This is a genomic window from Paenibacillus aquistagni, from assembly GCF_900177815.1.
GTDB lineage: Bacteria > Bacillota > Bacilli > Paenibacillales > Paenibacillaceae > Paenibacillus_B > Paenibacillus_B aquistagni.
Genome location: NZ_FXAZ01000001.1, coordinates 1,686,069 through 1,707,530 on the forward strand (window position 1 = coordinate 1,686,069; position 21,462 = coordinate 1,707,530).

22 protein-coding genes are annotated in these 21,462 nt (G+C 47.0%); 1 reads left to right on the forward strand and 21 read right to left on the reverse strand.

Going from position 1 to position 21,462, the window contains the following annotated elements; translation table 11 throughout:
* Positions 1–54: 54 nt before the first annotated feature.
* Complete coding sequence (lpdA, locus tag B9Y93_RS07945) at positions 55–1,476, reverse strand: dihydrolipoyl dehydrogenase (protein WP_085493750.1); 1,422 nt, start codon at positions 1,474–1,476, stop codon at positions 55–57.
* Positions 1,477–1,710: 234 nt separating this feature from the next.
* On the opposite strand from lpdA, the gene B9Y93_RS07950 reads away from it, so the two are divergent.
* The gene (locus B9Y93_RS07950; RefSeq protein WP_085493751.1) at positions 1,711–2,031 is read left to right on the forward strand and encodes a DUF2627 domain-containing protein; all 321 of its coding nucleotides are present in this window, start codon (positions 1,711–1,713) and stop codon (positions 2,029–2,031) included.
* Between the two features lie 55 nt (positions 2,032–2,086).
* Here B9Y93_RS07950 and B9Y93_RS07955 read toward each other — a convergent pair whose 3' ends face one another.
* From B9Y93_RS07955 to B9Y93_RS08050, 20 genes are all read right to left on the reverse strand, one after another.
* Positions 2,087–2,686 (reverse strand): hypothetical protein, encoded by a 600-nt coding sequence (locus B9Y93_RS07955; protein WP_085493752.1) that lies wholly within the window; start codon positions 2,684–2,686, stop codon positions 2,087–2,089.
* Positions 2,687–2,830: 144 nt separating this feature from the next.
* The gene (locus tag B9Y93_RS07960) at positions 2,831–4,036 is read right to left on the reverse strand and encodes a VanZ family protein (RefSeq protein ID WP_085493753.1); all 1,206 of its coding nucleotides are present in this window, start codon (positions 4,034–4,036) and stop codon (positions 2,831–2,833) included.
* 713 nt (positions 4,037–4,749) lie between these two features.
* Positions 4,750–5,568, reverse strand: a complete 819-nt coding sequence (gene spo0A, locus B9Y93_RS07965; RefSeq protein ID WP_085493754.1) for a sporulation transcription factor Spo0A — start codon at positions 5,566–5,568, stop codon at positions 4,750–4,752.
* A gap of 179 nt (positions 5,569–5,747) precedes the next feature.
* The gene (gene spoIVB, locus B9Y93_RS07970; protein WP_085493755.1) at positions 5,748–7,145 is read right to left on the reverse strand and encodes a SpoIVB peptidase; all 1,398 of its coding nucleotides are present in this window, start codon (positions 7,143–7,145) and stop codon (positions 5,748–5,750) included.
* Positions 7,146–7,267: 122 nt separating this feature from the next.
* Positions 7,268–8,989, reverse strand: a complete 1,722-nt coding sequence (gene recN, locus B9Y93_RS07975; protein WP_085493756.1) for a DNA repair protein RecN — start codon at positions 8,987–8,989, stop codon at positions 7,268–7,270.
* 29 nt (positions 8,990–9,018) lie between these two features.
* On the reverse strand, positions 9,019–9,468 hold the full coding sequence (gene ahrC / locus B9Y93_RS07980) for a transcriptional regulator AhrC/ArgR (protein WP_085493757.1): 450 nt from the start codon (positions 9,466–9,468) through the stop codon (positions 9,019–9,021).
* Between the two features lie 94 nt (positions 9,469–9,562).
* A complete protein-coding gene (locus tag B9Y93_RS07985; RefSeq protein ID WP_085493758.1) occupies positions 9,563–10,030 on the reverse strand; it encodes a hypothetical protein in 468 nt (155 codons plus the stop codon).
* A 107-nt stretch (positions 10,031–10,137) separates the two neighbouring features.
* Positions 10,138–10,986, reverse strand: coding sequence for a TlyA family RNA methyltransferase (locus B9Y93_RS07990; RefSeq protein ID WP_085493759.1), 849 nt, complete (start codon positions 10,984–10,986; stop codon positions 10,138–10,140).
* Positions 10,987–11,011: 25 nt separating this feature from the next.
* Positions 11,012–12,910, reverse strand: coding sequence for a 1-deoxy-D-xylulose-5-phosphate synthase (gene dxs, locus B9Y93_RS07995; RefSeq protein ID WP_085493760.1), 1,899 nt, complete (start codon positions 12,908–12,910; stop codon positions 11,012–11,014).
* Positions 12,911–13,071: 161 nt separating this feature from the next.
* Entirely contained in the window at positions 13,072–14,022 is a 951-nt protein-coding gene (locus tag B9Y93_RS08000) for a polyprenyl synthetase family protein (RefSeq protein WP_085493761.1), read from the reverse strand.
* Positions 13,967–14,227 carry an exodeoxyribonuclease VII small subunit gene (xseB, locus tag B9Y93_RS08005; protein ID WP_085493762.1) on the reverse strand — a complete coding sequence of 87 codons (261 nt, stop codon included), beginning with the start codon at positions 14,225–14,227 and terminating at the stop codon, positions 13,967–13,969. Before xseB ends, B9Y93_RS08000 begins: the two co-directional genes overlap by 56 nt.
* Entirely contained in the window at positions 14,217–15,587 is a 1,371-nt protein-coding gene (gene xseA / locus B9Y93_RS08010) for an exodeoxyribonuclease VII large subunit (RefSeq protein WP_085493763.1), read from the reverse strand. Before xseA ends, xseB begins: the two co-directional genes overlap by 11 nt.
* Before the next feature lie 14 nt (positions 15,588–15,601).
* Positions 15,602–16,462 (reverse strand): bifunctional methylenetetrahydrofolate dehydrogenase/methenyltetrahydrofolate cyclohydrolase FolD, encoded by an 861-nt coding sequence (gene folD / locus B9Y93_RS08015; RefSeq protein ID WP_085493764.1) that lies wholly within the window; start codon positions 16,460–16,462, stop codon positions 15,602–15,604.
* Between the two features lie 152 nt (positions 16,463–16,614).
* Positions 16,615–17,109: a transcription antitermination factor NusB gene (gene nusB / locus B9Y93_RS08020; RefSeq protein ID WP_085493765.1), complete on the reverse strand. Its 495-nt coding sequence runs from the start codon at positions 17,107–17,109 to the stop codon at positions 16,615–16,617.
* 135 nt (positions 17,110–17,244) lie between these two features.
* Positions 17,245–17,475, reverse strand: a complete 231-nt coding sequence (locus tag B9Y93_RS08025; RefSeq protein ID WP_085493766.1) for a DUF2273 domain-containing protein — start codon at positions 17,473–17,475, stop codon at positions 17,245–17,247.
* 14 nt (positions 17,476–17,489) lie between these two features.
* Positions 17,490–18,023 (reverse strand): alkaline shock response membrane anchor protein AmaP, encoded by a 534-nt coding sequence (gene amaP / locus B9Y93_RS08030; RefSeq protein WP_085493767.1) that lies wholly within the window; start codon positions 18,021–18,023, stop codon positions 17,490–17,492.
* 66 nt (positions 18,024–18,089) lie between these two features.
* Positions 18,090–18,497, reverse strand: a complete 408-nt coding sequence (locus B9Y93_RS08035) for an Asp23/Gls24 family envelope stress response protein (protein ID WP_085493768.1) — start codon at positions 18,495–18,497, stop codon at positions 18,090–18,092.
* Positions 18,498–18,611: 114 nt separating this feature from the next.
* Positions 18,612–19,955 carry an acetyl-CoA carboxylase biotin carboxylase subunit gene (gene accC / locus B9Y93_RS08040; protein WP_085493769.1) on the reverse strand — a complete coding sequence of 448 codons (1,344 nt, stop codon included), beginning with the start codon at positions 19,953–19,955 and terminating at the stop codon, positions 18,612–18,614.
* 44 nt (positions 19,956–19,999) lie between these two features.
* Complete coding sequence (gene accB / locus B9Y93_RS08045) at positions 20,000–20,494, reverse strand: acetyl-CoA carboxylase biotin carboxyl carrier protein (protein ID WP_085493770.1); 495 nt, start codon at positions 20,492–20,494, stop codon at positions 20,000–20,002.
* A 248-nt stretch (positions 20,495–20,742) separates the two neighbouring features.
* On the reverse strand, positions 20,743–21,456 hold the full coding sequence (locus B9Y93_RS08050) for a SpoIIIAH-like family protein (RefSeq protein ID WP_085493771.1): 714 nt from the start codon (positions 21,454–21,456) through the stop codon (positions 20,743–20,745).
* Positions 21,457–21,462: the final 6 nt, after the last annotated feature.

Genomic DNA, 21,462 nt, shown 5'->3' on the forward strand with positions numbered 1-21,462 from the left:
CGCAGCAAGCATGGTCCTTCGCTCAAGCATTGTCTAGTAAACACCGAACAACAATTATATAACGAGCGCTTTGCCTTCGACTGCAAGCATCACTTCACTCATGATCTCAGATAAGGTTGGATGAGCGTGAACCATCTGTCCCAGCTCCCATGGAGATGCGTTCAATAGCTTCGCCAAGGAGGCCTCACCAATCAATTCCGTTGCATGCGGGCCGATGATATGAACGCCTAATACGTCATTTTGCTTCTGATCGACGATGACTTTGACGAATCCATCTGTCTCCCCTTGCACCAACGCTTTGCCAATTGCGCTGAATGGAATCTTACTTACCGTAAGTTCATATCCTTCCTTGCGCGCTTCCTCCTCGGTATATCCAATAGAAGCCGCCTCCGGCTTTGAGTAGATGCATTTAGGAATCATGGTATCCACCACCTGTACACCATGCTCCCCGTTAATATGCTTCACCGCAGCAAGCCCTTCTGCTGAAGCAGCATGTGCAAGCTGCAATCCGCCAATGCAATCCCCGATCGCATAAATGTGCGGTTCATGGGTCTGCATGAACTCATTGACCTGGATAACCCCTTTATCCACTCTCACATTTGTATTTTCAAGCCCTAGATGATCTACATTCGCAGCTCGTCCTATGGAGACGAGCACCCGTTCTGCTTGTATGTTCACGGGTTCTCCTTGCTTCCCTACGATCATATGCACACCCGCTTCATCCTTCGTAACCGCTTCAGGCTCTACATTTGCATTCGTGTGGATTCGTATGCCTTTTTTCTTCAATAGCTTTTCCATTTCCCTGGAAATATCTGCATCCTCCAATGGAAGAATGCGTGGGCCAGCTTCAATCAGATCAACTTCCACCCCAAAGTCATGCAGCAATGACGCCCACTCTACGCCAATAACTCCTCCGCCGATAATTGCTGCGCTCTTCGGCAGACTTGTCCATTCTAGCGCCTCATCGCTCGTTGCGATCTGGTCGCCATCTGGCTCAAGGCCTTGAATGACACGAGGACGAGAACCTGTTGCAATAATAAGCTGCTTGGGAACGACTGTGATTGCCTCATCATCTCCAAGCTCAACGGCAACTGAACCGCTCTTTGGAGAGAAGATGGACGGTCCCATGACTCGGCCATTGCCATGAATAACTTCAATATTGTTCTTCTTCATCAAGTATTGAACACCGCGATGAAGCTGATCAACAATCGCCTGCTTCCTCGATTGCACTGCTTCAAAATCAACTCGAATGCCTTCAATATGTATGCCAAATGCTTCGCTTTGCTTGGCTTGTGCAAGCACCTCAGCGCTTCTCAGCAGCGATTTGCTAGGAATGCAGCCTCGATGCAAGCAGGTTCCTCCTAATCGATCCCGTTCAATCACGACAACGCTATAACCAGCTTGCGCTGCTGCAATGGCAGCAATATACCCACCTGTTCCTCCACCTAATATCGCGACATCTACTTGCTTTGTCATCCATCTTCACTCCTATTCCACAATATAATGAAAGAATTCATCCATTCTCTAATCTATGAATATTGATACTATAGTTGTATGCACAGCTACTATAGTATTGTACCTTCTTTTTGGATCAGAGCCAAACATGTCGTATTCTCCATATGTTCAAATTTATCGAAATAATCGACAGACATTGTTTTTCAGGTTAAACTAATTATTGGAATTATTTTATCCAAATTGAGGGATTCTAACATGAAAACAACGTTGTCTCGATTCATAGCTGTATTATTGCTTGTCATTCCTGGATTTATGGCGACTGCTGGGTTTCTGTTCATGAAAGATGCCATCTTCTATTATATTGCCGATCATGGCAATGAGCTTGTAGCGAACCCCGCTTTTGAATGGATGAAGTTCATCGGAGGACTGCTCTTATTTGCGATTGGCGCCGGCTTTATTGGAGGATGGGTATTCTTTAGAGACCGCAAACGCAATTATGTAGCTCCAAGGTTTCGCAAGAAGAAGCCAAGACCGGCTGATCGTCCTATTCGACGAGGCAATGGTCAAGCACAATAAGCAAAAAAGTGAAAGAATGCAGCAAGAAGCACCTCTAATCGAGTGTGCTTCTTGTTTATGCTTTAGGATATTTTCGATATTTCTTGACTCGTTTTGTACGTTTTGAGTCCTGATCTTGGTTTCTCGATTGGAGCTTTCTCTTTCTCTGAGCTTCTATAACCGCAGCTGTTTCTTCGGCTGCTACAATATCTGGAGCTAGCTCCGTATCTTCCAATGCCTCAAACAATCCCAGCCCTTGATTAATCTCCTGATTAAACAACATATCGGGTGTTAATCCGAGCTTCGTGAAATCACCGCCCAAAATGACTTGCACATTCTTATTTCGACTAACGATGACCGATTCGATGACGAGCCATTCATATAGAAGCGCCGCAATTAATGCCGTCTTCTGCACGGTTAATGGCCTTCTCGGCGGTTGAGGCGGAAGAGGGGGCCGCTGTCCTTGTGACGGCGGTGGTTGGCCCTGTGGCGGAGGAGGCGGCGGCTGGCGCTTCGCGTTCCGGTATTCATTACCCTTAGCCTTATGCTGCTTCTTCTCCGCTTCTGCCTGTGCCTGAACCCCAGAGATAGACGGTATATGCCAAAGATCTTGAAGATCACATGTATGTGGGTCCACGTGAGATTGGCTCGGAACATGCGAATCCCTCGACCGCATTCACAGTCCCCCTTTTTCCAACAACAGATCGTCATTGGACAATTCTATGCTGCCATAAACAAGGCTCAAACCTAGTCTGTTATAGTATAGTCGAGGACAAAGAAAATGGTGAAGGCAAGCGCATATTTCATTTGAACAGACGATTTAGCTCGATGTACCCTGATGATCCTCCATCTCTTCCCTTAACGTAATCACATTTCTGGTTCCACTAACCCGCTCGTAAAATAAAATTTTATTTCCCCTGAACAGTTGAATCACAAAATACGCGCCAAGAACAAATACAAACACGGCTCGCACTAGCAGCAAGGCAACATCCGCGTATGCGGGAAGTTCCCCATAGTTGGCAACCCATGCCATAAGGGAAAATAACCCGTAAACACCGTAATACAATAAAGCGTACCGCTTGACGAGATCCATAAAGGTAATTTCTTGCAGCTCTCCTTCCCGACGGTCTGCGATAACATGAATGCGTGTGATCCATTTGCCCAACGTCCGCCCTCCCGTCACCGTAGGGATAACCATAAAGTAGATCATGATCACGATCACGAAGCTAAAGGCGTTAATAAAAGATTTTTCCAATGATCCTATGTCTGTTGTCTGAAGCACTACAGCTGAGCTTGCTGAGACAATCATTGACAAGATCGAGGTTGCAATTCCAATTATGATATTATCGAAAATATAGGCAATACCTCTTCGAATAAAGCCTACCGTCATTTTGTCCAGTTCCACGTCCTTATCTAGATTCTCTGTCTTCGGCAAGAAAGCAGCCAGAATAGGCGTGATCCAGTATCCGATAATACCACCAAGCGTGTTAAGCATCAGATCATCCACATCAAATAAACGATAAGGGCACTGATAAATGCCATACAGGCCCGTCAGCTGCGTCAATTCGAAGAATAAGGACAGGCCCAAGGAAAACAAAAGGGTCGCGCCAAGCCCTTTACGAAAATAATATCTAAGATATACCCCCGCTGGGATCGTTAAAAAGATATTGAACAATGCTTGTAAAAAGGCCCGTTCCTTAAATAGATGCATGAACGAGGCTGGTTCGCTCCAGACGACTCTGGTTTCTTTTAACGTATCGGATATAAAAGTGAATGGTCGAAGCTGCATATAATGCGTAAGCGCTTCTCGGGTCGTACAATTGTTCACATTCGCCGGCAGCGGCAGAATGACCAGATAGTATGCTGACATCGCATACAGCAACAAAGAATAAAGGATAAAAGCTCGGTATTTATTGACATAGCCATATTTTCTATACTGGATGATGAGAAATGGAAGGGTTAGAAAAAAGGCGGCAATCGGAAAAGTAAACAGTGCGATCTTGATCGGAAATAAATACTCATTCAATTCAAAAACCTACTTTCTTGCGTCTTCATGATGTTCTTATAGCATCTCCATACCTGTTTCGACCAAATCAAGCGCGAAGCATCTCAAGCATTTCCTTATGTTTGAATACTGAGGGGCTTCATCATTGTACCTTAATGCGGTGCCTTGACAAGGTTCTAATGCCGAGATTCAAAGAAATGTCAAATTTCATGAAGCTATGACGTAGTAAACGCTGCAATTCACGTCATTTTTTACTACTAACCTCTCTGACAGACGTCCCTAACTAATTTGGGCCTGCCCTTGCTTGGATTTGAAATTGGACTATATTGTTTCACGCAAATAACCTCGGCGCAACTGGCGTCGAGGCATAATGATTCATTTAGCATGAAGTTCAGTTAGAATTAAGCATATGCTATGCGTTCTTCCCTTACTAAAATAAACAACGCCTATTCAACGAAAGTCTTGGCATTGAATAGGCGTGTATGGTATACAACATAACTGTGAGAAATGCGAGGATTCACTGGAATCAATATCTGCACAAGCCTCACTGTGCTAGCCAGCGAGAAAATGCTCAGCAAGAAGATCAATCCGTGATCAAAGTGGAGGTTAAGAGAAAAGGTCCAATGGTATCATCATGGCTTTCATCATACTTGACGATATGCTTGCAGCAGATCCTGAGAATTGCTAGTCAAACAATCGTTAGCCAAAAGTTAGATCCCTTGTTTTGCATGGCATCAGGATACTTTATGCTCAATTCTCAGCTTATCCGCTACCATCGCAATGAACTCCGAGTTCGTTGGTTTAGACTTGCTGATATTAATCGTGTAGCCAAATAGACGGCTGATGCTGTCGATGTTGCCGCGGGTCCAAGCAACTTCAATCGCATGGCGAATGGCGCGTTCAACGCGAGAAGGCGTCGTTTTGTACTTTTCCGCGATTGCGGGATACAATGTCTTCGTAATGGAGCCGAGAATCTCAATATTGTTGTACACCATGGTAATCGCTTCACGCAGGTATTGATATCCCTTGATATGAGCAGGAACGCCAATCTCATGAATGATTGAGGTAATGTTGGCATCCAGATTTTTCGTTTTCGCCATCGGCACGACATTTGACTTAATGATGCTGGACATGAAGCTGTTCGCACTGCTGCTTGTGGCTTGCACGACACTCGTGCCTGCCAATTGACGAATTCGGTTAGCCAGGACCTCCATGTCAAACGGCTTCAATATGTAATACGAAGCACCAAGCTGTACTGCACGCTGCGTAATGCTCTCTTGACCAAATGCGGTCAGCATAATGATCTTAGGCTGAGGAGACAAATCCATCTGACGAAGACGCTCCAGCACACCAAGCCCATCCAGATGCGGCATGATGATGTCCAAGATTAGAACGTCAGGGATTCTGTCTGCTTGCTCCAGGAACTGCAGCACCTCTTCACCGTTATAAGCAATGCCAGCAACGGCCATATCCTCTTGTTCGGTCAAGAAATCCGATAACAGGTTCGTAAATTCTCGGTTGTCGTCCGCTAATAATACCTCAATCTTTTGCACTTAGGATCCTCCCTTAAACAAGTTTCGCAACACGTCTTCGTTGAAGCATGGTGAATTTCTAATTTTCGTTCTCTGATCATGTTATTCGACACCCCAAATAAAAATCCTTCTGTCGAAATCATTTTTTATGATTTTTTTCTTTATTTTTTTGAATAAAACGATTATAATAATTAATTTGTTTAAAAAACTACACCATTCTCAACATTTCGCTTCATTTCGACAAATGAAGAAAGGTTCACGCGCATGCTGTGAACCTTTCCTTGCTCATTCCATTCGGCTTCTGACAAGACAATGCCGGCATCCTGAAGCATCCACTCAATAAAGCACCCATAACCTGAGCTCGGATTGTTAACAAAGACATGCGTAACAGCTCCGATTAATTTATCGTCTTGAATAATCGGACTGCCTGACATCCCTTGTACGATGCCACCTGTCTTCTCGAGCAGCCGCGGATCGGTTACTCGTATTACCATGCCCTTCGTTGCGGGGGAGGATTGTCTTGTGACATGAACGATCTCGATCTTGAACCGTTCAACCTGCTGGCCGTTAACGACTGTCAAGATCTCGGCTGGACCAGGCTTCACTTCTTCATTAAAACCAATAGGAATAGGCTTCGTGAACAGACTATGATCGGGATTCGCTGTCATCTTGCCGAAAATGCCAAACGGTGTATTGCGCTCCACATTGCCGAGGACACGGCTTTCTTTGACAAAATTAGCTCGTTTTTCACCCGGCTCGCCATTTTGACTCTTAGAGATCGAAGTTACGTTGGATTGCAAAATTTCTCCTTTTCCTACAACGATCGGAGTTTGAGTGTCCATATCCGTAATGACATGACCTAATGCACCATATACCCCTTGATCCGGAGCATAAAAAGTCAAGGTACCGACACCAGCAGCAGAGTCGCGAATATACAAGCCAAGCCTCCATAGTTTATCTTCAACATCATACGCAGGTTTAAGCTTTGCATTGATTTGCTGTTTGCCTCTTTTTACCGTTAAATCAAGCAGTCGATTCGATTCGCCCGCTTTCTTTACGACATCAGCTACCTGAGACACATCTTGGATCTTCTGTCCATTCATCTTGACGATAAGATCGCCGAGCTGGATGCCTGCCGTTTCGCCTGGAGAAATTTTCTCGTTTTCCCCATTATTTACGAGATGATGACCTACGACCAGAATACCATCAGACTTTACCTTTACCCCAATGGTCTGCCCGCCTGGGATGACCTTGAGATCAGGCACCACATTGACCTTAAGCGTCTTTAAAGGAATACGATTGAAGAGCTTAAGCTTAAGTTCTGCTTGTCCTGCCCGCTGTGAAGAAAGGGATATTGGACGATTAGGCATAACATCGAGCGAAGCGGACTTTACTCCATTTACTTGCAGGATGTCCGGATGATCCACCTTGGCGCTTGCCATGACAGGAACACCTAGACTCAATTGCTTTTGCTGACCTTCAAATAATCGCAACTTGCTTGGTAAAGCAGCATAAGTGCGGAATGGGGTCGTTGTGCAGCCCACAATAATCATGATGACAAGCACAAGTCCTAACAGTCGTTTCAAGTTGGGGTTCAAAGGTGATTCACTCCTTTGCAGTGAGGCTACCGACTTCAAGGGGCACCCCCCTCAAATCGTAACTTTAAGGTAACCTTGACCCCCCTGTTTTATAAGTGAAAATGATTCCTCAATCCCTTGATTTACGCACCTTTCTGACGTTCCGCCAACTTAAGCATTTCCTGTGCATGATGGAACGTTTTCTCGGTCACCTCAACTCCGCCCAGCATGCGCGCAAGCTCTTCCACACGTCCAGCTTCATTAAGCTCTCGTACTTTAGTGGAGGTCCGCTCATCGATTACCTGCTTCTCGATATAATACTGATGATCTGCCATACAAGCTACCTGAGGAAGGTGCGTAATCGCAAACACTTGTCCATTTGCAGCAACCTGCGACAGCTTCTCTGCGATAGCTTGTGCCGCACGTCCGCTTACTCCAGTATCCACTTCATCAAATATAATGACAGGAATTCGGTCCACCTCGGCAAAAATGGTTTTTAGAGCAAGCATTATTCGTGATAATTCACCGCCAGAGGCGATCTTATGCAGTGGCCGCAAAGGCTCGCCAGGATTGGGCGAGATGAGGAATTCCACATCATCAAAGCCTTGCTTCGTGAATTTTGTTTCCAAGCCATCTACTTCAACGCCATTTGACTCCTGCAGGCGATCTATGCGAATGCCAAGGCGTGTCCGCTCCATCTGAAGATCCTTAAGCACCTGCTCAATCTTCACAGTAAGCTCATCTGCCAGCATTCTGCGCAATTGAGAGAGGGCCTTCGCTTGCTTCGTTAAGCGTGCTAGCTGTTCTGCTTCCTGCTGCTCAAGCTTATGGATGAGATCATCTTTATTCTCAAGCTTCTCCACCTCGGCTTGAATATGCTCAAGATGATTCAGCATGTCTTCAATTGTTGAACCATATTTACGCTTAAGAGATGTAATGAGATCAAGGCGGTCTTCAATATCAGCAAGACGTTCAGGATTAAATTCAATCTGTTCCCGATAGTCGCGCAGCTGATAAGCAGCATCCTCCAGCTGATAAAAAGCATTATTGAGCTGCTCAACAATGGGCTGGAACTTCTCAGGATCGACGTTTACAATCTGCTCCATTCGATCGACAGCAACCGTAACCGCCTCCATCGCGCCATTTCCATACAGGCGTTCGTACGCTCCAATTACATGGTCCATTAGTTTTTCTGCATTGGATAGTTTGCGCTTCTCTTCCTGCAGCCATTCGTCCTCGCCAACTTTTAACTGTGCGGATGATAGTTCATCAATCTGGAAACGATAAAGATCAAGCATCTGATACGTTTGCTGACTCGTCTGCTTCAACTGCTCGACTTCTTTTCTGATGCCGACATATCGGTTATATTCGTTTCGGTATGATTGCTTCACTTCTAACAAAGCTTCGCCGCCATAAGCATCAAGCCAATTCAAGTGCTTGTCTACACGCAAAAGGGATTGGTGCTCATGCTGTCCATGAATGTTGATCAGCATTTCTCCCACTTCCCTAAGCATAGTCAGATTGACCATATGTCCATTCAAGCGGCAGGAGCTCTTGCCTTGAGCCGTTAGCTCACGACGAATAATCAGCATCTCATCCCTAGAGGCCGTTAGACCAAGGCGTTCGATTGTATCCCATACAGGATGATCTACATCTAGATCAAATGCGGCTTCAACCTCAGCCTTATCACAGCCATATCGTACAAAGTCTGCTGACCCTCTTGCACCCGCGACTAAGCTAAGAGCATCGATAATGATTGATTTCCCTGCTCCTGTCTCCCCAGTTAATACATGAAAGCCTTGATGAAAATAAAGCTGTACCGATTCAATAACGGCCAGTTGGCGTATCGTTAGCGCTGCTAGCATTCGGGTCCCCCTCCCAAACTGTTCCCAAATTAGGACATGTAGCCCATCACTTGGTCGATGACTTGCTTTGTCTTTTCCTTGGATCTGCAGATCATCAGGATGGTATCATCTCCGCAGATCGTACCCAAGATATCGTTCCATTCCAAGGAATCCATATGCACGGCAATGGCATTAGCTGTTCCCGGCAGGCATTTGATTACGACTTGGTTCTCCGCACTATCGATGCTTACGAATCCATCCAGCAGCGCCCGCTTCAATTTTTGAGCGGGATTGAAGCGCTGATCGATCGGAAGGGAGTATTTATATCTTCCGTTATTCATCGGCACCTTAATCAAGTGCAGTTCCTTCATATCGCGAGAGACGGTGGCTTGAGTCACATGGTAACCTGCCTTGCGCAAGGAATCGACCAATTCATCTTGCGTCTCTATATCGTTGTTCATAATAATTTCTTTAATCTTAATATGCCTTTGTCCCTTCATACGGACCTCCAAGTCAATTCATCAATTGGTTTGTTATGTTTATTTTACACGATCTTTGTTAGGATTACTTCTGTTAACAGCAATGAAAAAACATTCATTCGCTAGTTGATGCAGGCTCTCCTACTTCCATACGGATCAACCTTACACTTCGTTCCGCCAGATTCACCACAAGCACGCCGTCAGCATCGGGAAAAGCGTAAAAGTAAGGAAGCCATTGCTTTCTCAGTCCAGCAGCATTCCAGTCCAACTGCATGCGCTCACGAGCAATACGAACCACATACCATCGTTCCTCCTGCTGCGCCACTAGATCAACCCACAATCTGCTCGGGAGCTCTTCACTGTCATCTAGATAAAAAGACATCGGCACATGGAACTTCCCGCCAATAATCTCAAAGCCCTCTTTCTCAAGCAGAATCTCGACTTCTTCATCATGAACGTAATATTCAGACAAAAAAAGCTGCTCCAGCGGCTCTTCTCGGTAAAGCGAGCGATAGAAAAACACGACTACCCAGATCACGGCAATGACGATGATCAATATAAGCACTATTCCCTCGTTAAACATTGCTTATCCAACACCTGCCCTGTAGGTTGGTAGGAACTACTGGCTTTACGCCAAAAGAAACCCACCCTAGAGGAGTGAGTTTCTTGGTTGCTGCTTAGCTAAGACGCTTATGAAGACACGGAACGAAAGGTTCGATTCGCTTCTGTAACAACGTCATCAATCCTATCTCGGGATACGTAGGCTGCTTGCGGTTCAGATGATTGCCCCTCTATAGGAACAACCTGCCAATAAGCTAGAAATTCAATATTTCCTTCTCCGCCTGTGATGGGAGAATACGTTAGTCCTTTAAGCTCAAAGCCCATATCTGCGGCAAAATCCAAAATATCACGCAGTACCGAAATATGCGTGTTTGGGTCCTTGACTACTCCAGTCTTGCCAACCTTGTCTCTGCCTGCTTCGAATTGCGGCTTAATCAAGGCGATGACCGTGCCCGGCTTCGCAATAATGGCTTTGAGCGGTGGGAGAATCAGCTTCAACGATATAAAGCTGACATCGATCGTCGCCATATTTGGCGTCGGACCATCCAAGTGCTCACGCTCAACATATCGGAAATTAGTACGCTCCATGACCTTGACACGCTCATCATTGCGAAGAGACCAATCCAGTTGGTTGTAGCCCACATCTATAGCATAGACGAGACTTGCACCATGCTGAAGCGCGCAATCGGTAAAGCCTCCCGTTGAAGAGCCGATGTCCATCATCGTAATGCCGTCCATATCAAGCTCAAATGTGCGAATAGCCTTCTCCAGCTTAAGGCCGCCTCTGCCCACATAAGGATGGGGCGCACCTTTCACCGTAATCTCAGCTGCCCGCGGGATCTTCATCCCAGGCTTCTCAATACGTTCGCCATCGGCGAACACTAATCCTGCCATAATCGAGGCCTTGGCTTTCTCACGGCTCTCGAAGTAAGCCTGCTCGACCAGCAAGACATCAATGCGTTCTTTCGAAGTTGACATGCCTTAACTCCTGTCTATATGGCTGCTATGCTCGACTTAAGCGATTATCCCCTCGAGAATACAGCAGCGCTCTCATTTCCTCAACAAGATGCTCTGCGGTTAATCCAGCCTCAGCCCGTTGTTCCTTAATGCTTCCATGCTCAACAAAATAATCCGGAACCCCAATTGGATATACGATCTGGTTGAAGATATGATGGGTTGCATAGAACTCCAATACCGCGCTTCCAAGCCCGCCTGCAAGACATGCTTCTTCAAGCACAACCATCGGCAGATGCTCTTTTGCCAATTGCAGCAGCATCTCTTCATCCAACGGCTTGATGTATCTCGCATTAATGACTCGAATATTCAAGCCCTCGCGCTTGAGCAATTCACTCGCTTCCTCCGCAACTGGAATCATCGGGCCAATTGCCAGAATGGCGGCACTGTCCCCTTTTCGCACGATCTCCCATTGACCGATTGGTATCGGGGTCAGTTCTTGATCGATGACAGCCCCTGTGCCATTAATCCGAGGATAGCGAACAGAGATCGGCCCTTCATTATAATCAACAGCCGTCTTCATCATCCGGCGAAGTTCATTCTCATCCTTCGGCATCATCATGACCATATTTGGAATATGACGCATAAAGGCAATATCGTACACCCCTTGATGGGTCTCTCCATCAGGCCCAACAAAGCCCGCTCGGTCAATGGCAAAGATGACATTGGCATCCTGACGGCAAATGTCATGCACGACCTGATCATAAGCGCGCTGCAAGAAGGTCGAGTATACCGCAAAGATAGGCTTCATCCCTTCTATTGCCAGAGCGGCACACATCGTCGCAGCATGCTGCTCCGCAATGCCGACATCGATCATCCGGCCTGGGAATTTCTCTGCGAACTTGAGCAGCCCAGAACCGCCTGGCATTGCAGGTGTAACGGCTACAATTCGTTCATCCTGGCTTGCAAGCTCCATGAGCACATTGCCAAATACCTCGGTGTACATCGGATTGCCGACAGCCTTCATCACTTGGCCAGATTCAATCTTATAAGGTGTAATTCCATGCCACTTGTGCGAATCAGCCTCGGCAGGCGAATAGCCCTTTCCTTTTGTCGTCATGACATGTACAAGCACAGGACCTTCTACTCGATTGGCCTGCTCGAACGTCTCCAGCAGCTTGCTGACATCATGGCCATCGACAGGTCCCAAATAAGTAAAACCAAATTCTTCAAACAGCATTCCTTGAACGACAAGGTATTTGAAACCGTCTTTTACACGCTCCGCTGTCTTTGCGAGCTTCCCGCCAATCGCTGGGATTTTCTTGAGAAGCTGTTCGAGCTCTTCCTTTGCCTTCACATAGGTACGATCCGATCGAATTTTGGACAAATAGTTATGCATCGCACCAACATTTGGCGCAATCGACATCTCATTGTCATTCAGAACGACCATCAGATTGCTCTTCTCATGCCCAATATGGTTCAAAGCCTCAAACGCCATGCCGCCAGTCAAGGCACCATCGCCAATGATGGCCACTACTTTGTTGCTCTCACCCTTATAATCTCGGGCAAGCGCCATTCCCATAGCAGCCGACAAGGAGGTGCTGCTGTGTCCAGCCTCCCATACATCATGCTCGCTCTCCGAGCGCTTAACAAACCCACATAGACCTTGATATTGGCGAAGCGTATGGAAGCGGTCCTTGCGACCCGTTAATATCTTATGAACATAGGCCTGATGCCCAACATCGAACAAGAACTTATCATCAGGACTGTTATACATGTAATGAAGGGCAATTGTGAGCTCGACTACACCAAGATTCGGTGCTAGATGTCCACCAGTTGCAGATAATTGTTCAATTAAATATTGTCTTATTTCTTGAGCAAGCGTTGGCAGTTGCTCTACCTTAAGCCGCTTCAGATCACTTGGTTGATTTATCTGTTCGAGCAGCACGGGAATTCCCTCGCTTTCCTCATTCCGTCTATAGCCTTAACAGAAAGGATCAAACCTCACTAGGCATCATGAATGATAGGTGGTTTGTGATAATGAACATTATCATTCCATTCTACATGGGCATTATTATAACATAATTTACGAAAAATCACGCTTATCGATCAATGATCGCGATTCATCAAAAAATCAGCCAGCTCTAGCAGGCGCGCAGCATATGGAAGATCCACTTGGATCACGCCTTCCTTGGCTTCGCGAGTCAACCGCTCCACTGCTTCTTTGGACGCCTCTAATCCGATAAAGTAAGGATAGGTTACCTTTCCACTCTTCTCATCGCTGCCCTTAGGTTTGCCAATCACAGCTTCGTCACCAACGATATCGAGAATATCGTCTTGGATCTGAAAGGCTAGGCCTAGCTTGCGTCCATAAGCGGTCAAGGCATGAAGCTGCTTCTCAGAGGCCCCTCCGATCATAGCGCCTGCTCGAAGAGCAAATACAATCAAGTCGCTTGTCTTATGCTGGTGAATATATTCAAGTTCTTCAATGGATGTTAGGCCCTGTTCTCCATTCATATCGGCCATCTGTCCGCCTACCATGCCGCTCATCCCTGCATATTGAGCCAGTTCGGAAGTAATCTTCAGTATAACCTCTGCTGGCACATTCGCTTCACTGCTAATCTGGCTGACACAATAAAAAGCATGCGTGAGCAAAGCATCGCCCGCAAGAATGGCTGTAGCTTCACCATACACTTTATGATTGGTAAGCCTTCCACGACGGTAATCATCATTGTCCATTGCCGGCAGATCATCATGGATAAGAGAGTAGGTATGTATCATCTCAACAGCGCAGGCGGCGTGCAGGGCTGCCTTGCGATTGCCCTTCAAGCTCTCACAGGCGGCCATTACAAAGATGGGACGAAGCCTCTTACCGCCTGCCATAAGAGAATAGAGCACAGCTTCCTTTAGAGGTTCGGGAACAAACCAAGACGTCGGGAATGCTTTAGGGAGCGCTGCTTCGATCTCGTCTTTCAGCTCATTTAGATACGAGGAAAGAGACGCTTCACTCACCTTGATCACCTGCTTCCACCTGGAACGGCGCTTGAATCCATTCCCCATTCTCTTCTGTCAGCATTTCAATCTTACGCTCGACTTGGCTGAGCTTAGTATTGCAGGATTTAGAGAGAAGCATTCCTTCTTGGAAGAGCTCAATTGCTTGTTCCAAAGGCACATCCCCATTTTCTAACTGCTCAACGATTTGCTCTAGTCGCTCCATTGCAGCTTCAAATGATAATTGTTGAATCTCTGTCGGCTCATGACTCATCCTTGTCTCTTCCTTTCATCGACCATACTTGACAATCCAGCTGACCGTCCTCCAGCTTAACATGAACGATATCTCCCAGATCAACCTGAGATAAACTTCGAATTAGCGTCGTATCCTGTTCATCATACACAAGGCTGTAGCCTCTCGACATTACCTTCAATGGGCTGAGTGCATCCAGCTGCTTCATCATAAGATGCAGCTCTCTTTGGTGCTGATTCCATCGCCCGTTCATGATCACCTTGAGATCTTTGGTGTGCTGAGCCAGCTTGCTGCGGGCCAGCTTGGCTTGGTGAGATGGAGATTGCTCCTTAAGACGGGCAGTCAGGCGTTCTTTCTCCATCGAAGCGCGTTCAATGACTGTCCGGCTTCTAGCGGCAAGCCGATCTTTCAAACGTTCAAGACGTTCCCTATGAATCATGACGCTTTGCTTAGGCTTTCGCAGTACAGCAGATTGCTCAGCACGAAGCAGCCGTTCCTGCTGCACAGCAACTAGCCGTTCCATTCCACGGGCCATTCGTCTGCGCAGATGCTCCAGATGCTGCCTCATATCGTCTTGATGCGGTACTGCCAACTCTGCAGCAGCAGTTGGTGTCGGAGCTCGCAGATCCGCAACAAAATCAGCAATCGTAAAGTCCGTCTCATGTCCAACCGCAGATATGATTGGAATGCTCGAAGCAGCCATGGCTCTCGCAACCGCTTCTTCATTGAATGCCCACAGTTCCTCTAATGATCCTCCGCCTCGACCTGCAATAATAACGTCGACTTGACCATGACGATTCAGCTGCTCAATGGCAGCTGCTATGCTGCTTGATGCCTGCTTGCCTTGAACGAGAACAGGAACAAGCAGTACAGGCACAGAAGGATGGCGTCGCTGCAGGGTGGTCAAGATATCGCGCACCGCAGCTCCTGTCGGTGAGGTGACAACACCGATGGCCCTTGGAAAGGCAGGAACCTTGCGCTTTCTCTCTTCTGCAAAAAGTCCCTCTTCATCCAGCTTCCGCTTCAACTGCTCATAAGCAAGATACAAGCTTCCAATCCCATCAGGCTGCATGTGCTGGGCGTAGAACTGATACTGGCCATCGCGTTCAAATACGGTAACATGGCCCCGAGCAATCACGCGCATGCCTTCTTTCGGACGAAAGGCTAACTTCTGATTGCTCGAAGCGAACATAATGGCTCGAATACGGCTGTCTGCATCCTTCAATGTAAAGTACATATGTCCGCTTGAATGGTGCGTGAAGTTAGAGATCTCGCCGCGCAGCCAGAAGCTCTGAAGAAGATCATCGCCATCCAGCTTCATTCGGATATACCGATTCAATTCTTTGACGGATATGATCCGGTCCTCACCCGTTCGTGCCATGTTATCCTCCCCTGTTACACTTCGATCTGATGAATCCGTTTTGCTGCCTTTAGGGTATTATGCATCAACATTGTAATGGTCATTGGGCCAACGCCGCCTGGAACCGGGGTAATCGCGCTGCTGAGCTCTCGAACAGAGTCAAAGTCGACATCGCCGGCAAGCTTGCCATTATCCAAACGATTCATGCCCACATCTATTACAACCGCGCCTGGCTTCACATATGATGCATCAATGAACTTCGCTTTTCCAATCGCAACGATCAGGATGTCCGCTTGCTGTGTCAGCTCCTTCATATTGCTCGTGCGCGAGTGGCACATCGTTACAGTAGCATTCTCGCGTTGAAGCAATAAGGATACTGGCTTGCCTACAATGTTGCTGCGTCCAATTACGACAGCATGCTTGCCTGCAATCTCGAGATTATAGCGTTTCAAGATCTCGATTACGCCAGCAGGGGTGCATGGAAGCAAGGAATCATCGCCCAGAACCATATTTCCTACACTAACAGGATGGAAGCCGTCAACATCCTTGTGTACGGCAATGGCGTCAATGATGGCTTTCTCATGAATTTGAGCAGGCAGTGGCAGTTGAACGAGAATCCCATGGATAGTCTCTTGCTCATTCAGCTTGTGAACCAACTCAAGCAGTTGTTCTTCAGTCGTATCTTCCGGCAAGCGATGAACCTCGGAATAATAGCCGAGCTCAAGACATGCCTTATGCTTATTGCGAACATACACTTGCGATGCCGGGTCTTCTCCGACAAGCACAACTGCAAGACCTGGCTGCAGATTCACTGCCTTTAAGCGTTCTACCTCTTGCTTGATCTCTTCGCGAATCGCTTGAGAAACATCCTTACCGCTTAACAATAATTCTGACATCATGATCTCCCCCGAGTTTATGTGATAAGCTCATCCCTTACCTGCTTAGCATTCATTTACAACGCAATCTTGTGCCCTATGAACGCAATTATGGATGAGAAAGCTTGACGCATGGTATTGATGTGATGATGGAATGTGGATTGTTATTCGACTTACTCCTTGCTTTCCTGCCCTAATTCTTTTGCCGATTGCTCGAGGCTTGTCCCTTGAGCTTCAAACTCGCGAAGCATTTGTCCAAGTACGCCGTTCACGAACTTGCCGGACTCGTCTGTACCGAAGTGCTTTGCTAGTACAACCGCCTCATTAACAGCGACCTTCGGCGGTACATCTTCGCGGTGCATCAGCTCGTAAGCCGCAAAACGAAGAATCTGGCGATCGACTCTCGACAAACGATCCACCTGCCAATTTTTCAAATATAGCGCCAGGCGCTCGTCGATAGCTGCTCGCTCTTCCCACGTCTTGCTGACCCATGCTACGACATGATCAAACATCGCCTTCGCTTCACGCTCATGCACGCTGCTGATCTCGCTTTCTTCTTGTTTCGCTTCATCCATGACCATTTCAACAGCCTGTTCAGGATTAACGCCGTTCATTTCCATCTGATACAGACTTTGAATGGCCATTTCTCTAGCGATACGTCTTTTCATTGTTGACCTCCTGCGATCATTTACATGTCATTTCATTTGTATTGTAGCCTTTTGAACGAAAAAATCCTATGCATGTACCCCGAGCACTCCATCGGATGTCCGAGGATGACGCAGTCGTTCGGAGCCTGCATAGGATTACTTAAGCCATCTCCAACGCTCAGATAACCACATTCTTATCTGCTGCAGAGGAAATACCGGCCCTAAGTTCAGATCTTTGTGCTTCCCAAAGGTATACCCGATAAATACGAGAAGCGCAACGAACAGCATATTCCAAAAGCCTACGATTAAGTATAGAATGCCAAGCGCACATCCAGCGATTATTCCGATGATGCGCCCTCCATGGCTCTCCCATAACTGCTTCCACATGGAACGTTCACCACCTATTCAACGCGTGACTTAAAGGTCTGAGTTTGAATGACGTTCGCAACATACACAGACACATTCGACACCGGAATGCCTGTAATCTCATGAACATAATCTCGAACATTGCGTTGAACTTCTTCAGTCATTGCAGGTATGGACGTTTCCCCATCCACTACAGCCCGAATCGTAATATCAAGACCCGCTTCATTCACCTTAATACGAGCTTTAAGATCCTTCATTCCACGCACTCGCGCCGCTGCCTTCAAAGCAATATTCTCTACCGTCTCCATCGAAATGCGAATATCGCCAATCTCTGTACGCTGATCGATTGAATGGAGGGAAGTGCGCTCACGGCGAAGTGAAACGTAGAAGAAACGAACGCTTAGAATAAACAGTATGGATGCTACTACAATTAAAGCTGTAGGCAGCCATGCCGGTGCCACGAACTTCCCAGGCACTAATCCTGTCGCCAAAATGATCAGCGCTGCAGACAGCACGCCAACCGCCAAGCTATATATAAATAACAGCAGTCTATCGAATATTCTGCTCAATAGTCGCGCCTCCTTGTTGAATTGCAGTAACCCCCTGCCATATGGAGGGGGTTCTCACATCCAGCATTATTTAACGCGAGAAGAATCCGGCTCTTCCAGCTTCTCTTGCGACTTGAAGTGAACACCGTGTACATGCACGTTAACCTCAATGACATGAAGCCCTGTCATCATCTCAATGGAGCGCTTCACATTGCTTTGAATATTCGAAGCAATCTCAGGAATTGGGTTGCCATACAGCACAATAATAGATACATCAACCGCAGCTTCGCGTTGACCTACCTCTACTTTTACACCTTTGGAAAGATTTTTGCGCCCGAGCAACTCAGCAATGCCGCCAGCAAAGCCGCCGCTCATGCCAGCCACACCCTCTACCTCAATCGTTGCAAGACCTGCAATAATTTCGATAACCTCAGGTGCGATCTGGATATTGCCTAGATCAGTACGCTCGAAATCAGGGATCATAATTTCACTCATCCTTATTCCATCTCCTTTACTGTATTCATCTTCATAGCTAATCCTGTCCACCTATTAATCCATACTATATCATTTGCCTGTTGCTTATGACAAACGAGTGGTGATTTCCAGCGATTATACCTCATTCTCTTCTAGGAATTTAATGTCAAAGTCGCCTCGAATAAAGGTTGGATGCTGCAGTAAGCGCATATGGAATGGAATCGTGGTATGGATCCCCTCAATGGCAAACTCCGATAGTGCACGCTTCATTCGTTCAATGGCTTCCTCACGAGTAGGCGCCCATACAATCAGCTTCGCAATCATGGAATCATAATGCGGAGAGATTGTGTATCCTTGGTAAGCAGCTGAGTCCACACGAACGCCATAGCCCCCTGGAGGCAGATAAAATGAGATCTGACCTGCTGAAGGCATAAAGTTGCGGGATGGATCTTCTGCGTTCACTCGACATTCAATTGCCCAGCCATCAATAACGATGTCGTCTTGAGTCACAGACAATGGCGTGCCTTGAGCAACCATAATCATCTCTTTGATAATATCGATGCCTGTAATCATTTCCGTTACAGGATGCTCCACTTGGATACGCGTATTCATCTCCATGAAGTAGAATTCACCAGTTGGGGCCAGCAGGAATTCCAGCGTGCCTGCGCCGCTGTAATGAACAGCATGCGCTGCCTTGACAGCTGCCTCGCCCATCGCTTGACGGATGTCCTCGCTGATGACCGGACATGGCGCTTCTTCAACAAGCTTTTGACGTCTGCGTTGAACAGAGCAATCACGCTCACCAAGGTGAATGACGTTGCCATGCTTATCCGCTACGATCTGAATCTCGACGTGCTTCATTCCTGTCAGGAACTTCTCAAGATAGACGCCAGCATTGCCAAAGGCTTTCTCCGCCTCTTGCTGTGCTTGAGACATCTGCTTAATTAAAGACGCCTCGTCTTCAGCTATGCGAATCCCTTTGCCGCCGCCGCCGGCAGTAGCTTTTATGATAACAGGATAGCCAATGTCGCGCGCAATCATGAGCGCATCTTCCAGATCTTCAACAAGACCGTCGGAGCCTGGAATGACAGGCACTCCTGCATCTTTCATCGTTTGCTTCGCTACAGACTTGTCACCCATGCGCTCAATGGCATCAGCGGATGGTCCGATAAATGTAATGCCGCAGGAGCTGCAGATCTCAGCAAAGTCTGCATTCTCTGCCAAGAAGCCGTACCCTGGATGAATAGCATCACATTCTGTTAGTGTAGCGACACTCATAATATTCGTAAAGTTCAAGTAACTGTCTTTGGACGCTGTTGGCCCAATACAGTATGCTTCGTCCGCAAGACGGACGTGAAGCGCATCGCGGTCTGCTTCTGAGTATACAGCAACAGAAGCAATGCCCAGCTCTTTGCATGCACGAATGATGCGCACGGCAATCTCACCGCGATTGGCGATCAGAATTTTTTGAAACTTCATCTTTCACCCTCCCTTGGCTTATGTAAAGCATCTTTCCTGCTGCCTCATTCAGGCTTAACCAAGAACAGGGGTTGTCCATACTCAACCAATTGACCATTTTCAACGAGAACCTTTACGATCTCGCCTTTGACTTCCGCTTCAAGTTCATTCATCAGCTTCATCGCTTCAAGAATGCAAACAATCGATTTCTCGTTTACCTTGTCCCCAACTTGTACATAGGAAGGAGAGTCAGGGGATGGCGCTGAATAGAATGTGCCCACCATTGGAGATACGATTTGGTGCAAGCCTGCATCGCTATCTTCCTTCGCTGGTGCTGCAACTGTCTCTGCTGCAGCTGGCGCTGGTGTCGCTTGTACCGCCGGAACGGCTTGAGGAACCGAATACACAGGTGCTGGCTGTGACGCTTGAACAGCAACCACCTCGGTTTTGCCTGGTTTGCGGATCGACAGGCGGAATCCTTCATTCTCCACCTCTAACTCATGAACCGAGGTTTGATCTAATAGCTTGATGAGCTCTTTAATCTCACTTATTTTGAACAATTCATTCACTCCTCTTGACCGTATGTATCACAAGTAGCGCTGCCTGAGCATCATTGCCCAATCGTACGATAGCATGTCTCCCCAGCTCGTACAGCAGCTCTTGTGGATCAGGATGCACCGCGACGGATGCAAGTTGTACAGATCCTTCACAACATAACCTAGAATGTACAAACTCAATATAGACGTATGTATTATATCATAATCGGAACAAATGGAAAGAGCCCAGTTTGGACTGGGCTCTAGAGCGCTTATTCCGATACGTATTGAACGCTGATCTTATCCTGCGTTACATTGAGCTCTTTCATCACTTTATCCATAATTCCGACAGCTTCCTTCACTTCTAGCTTCGGACTTTGTACGACCACTTTGAACTTGTCATTTTCCTGAGTAATGACGGCGCTGTCGAATTGCGCTTGCAGCTCATTTTCGAGACTCGTAATTTTTTGTTCCCGATCATCCAGATTTGACATTTCATCATACGCCTGCGAGAGCTCTTTGCCGTTAATATTGTCGGCGTCATTGATGATGCCAAGCAAGCGCTCCATTTCTTTTTGATAGTTCTCATTGCGATCCATTTGCAGGCCCTCAATTGTGCTGCGCTTCATTACACCTTGAGCCTCCGCTTCGTCCAGCACGGCTTGATCTTCAGGGGTAATGGTTTCTTTGCTTGCTGCACCTGATGATGGTTCTGTGCTCTCAGAAGAGTTCGCTTCTTGCGTTGCAGCTTGATCTTGGCTCAATCCATCTTCGGTCGTGCCTGATACCTCTGTAATCTCAATGTCTCCTGCTTGGGTTTGTCCGACTTCAGTAGCATGATCCTTGACCATGGTTTCCGTCTGCGTCTTGTTGCCGGTTGCCGTTTTGCTTGGGTTTGTATCCTCTGTAAACAAATAATAGGCGGACAATACTACCATCAAGCTAAGCATCGAAACTAACCAGATCGTTTGTCTTTTTGTATTCATTCGTGA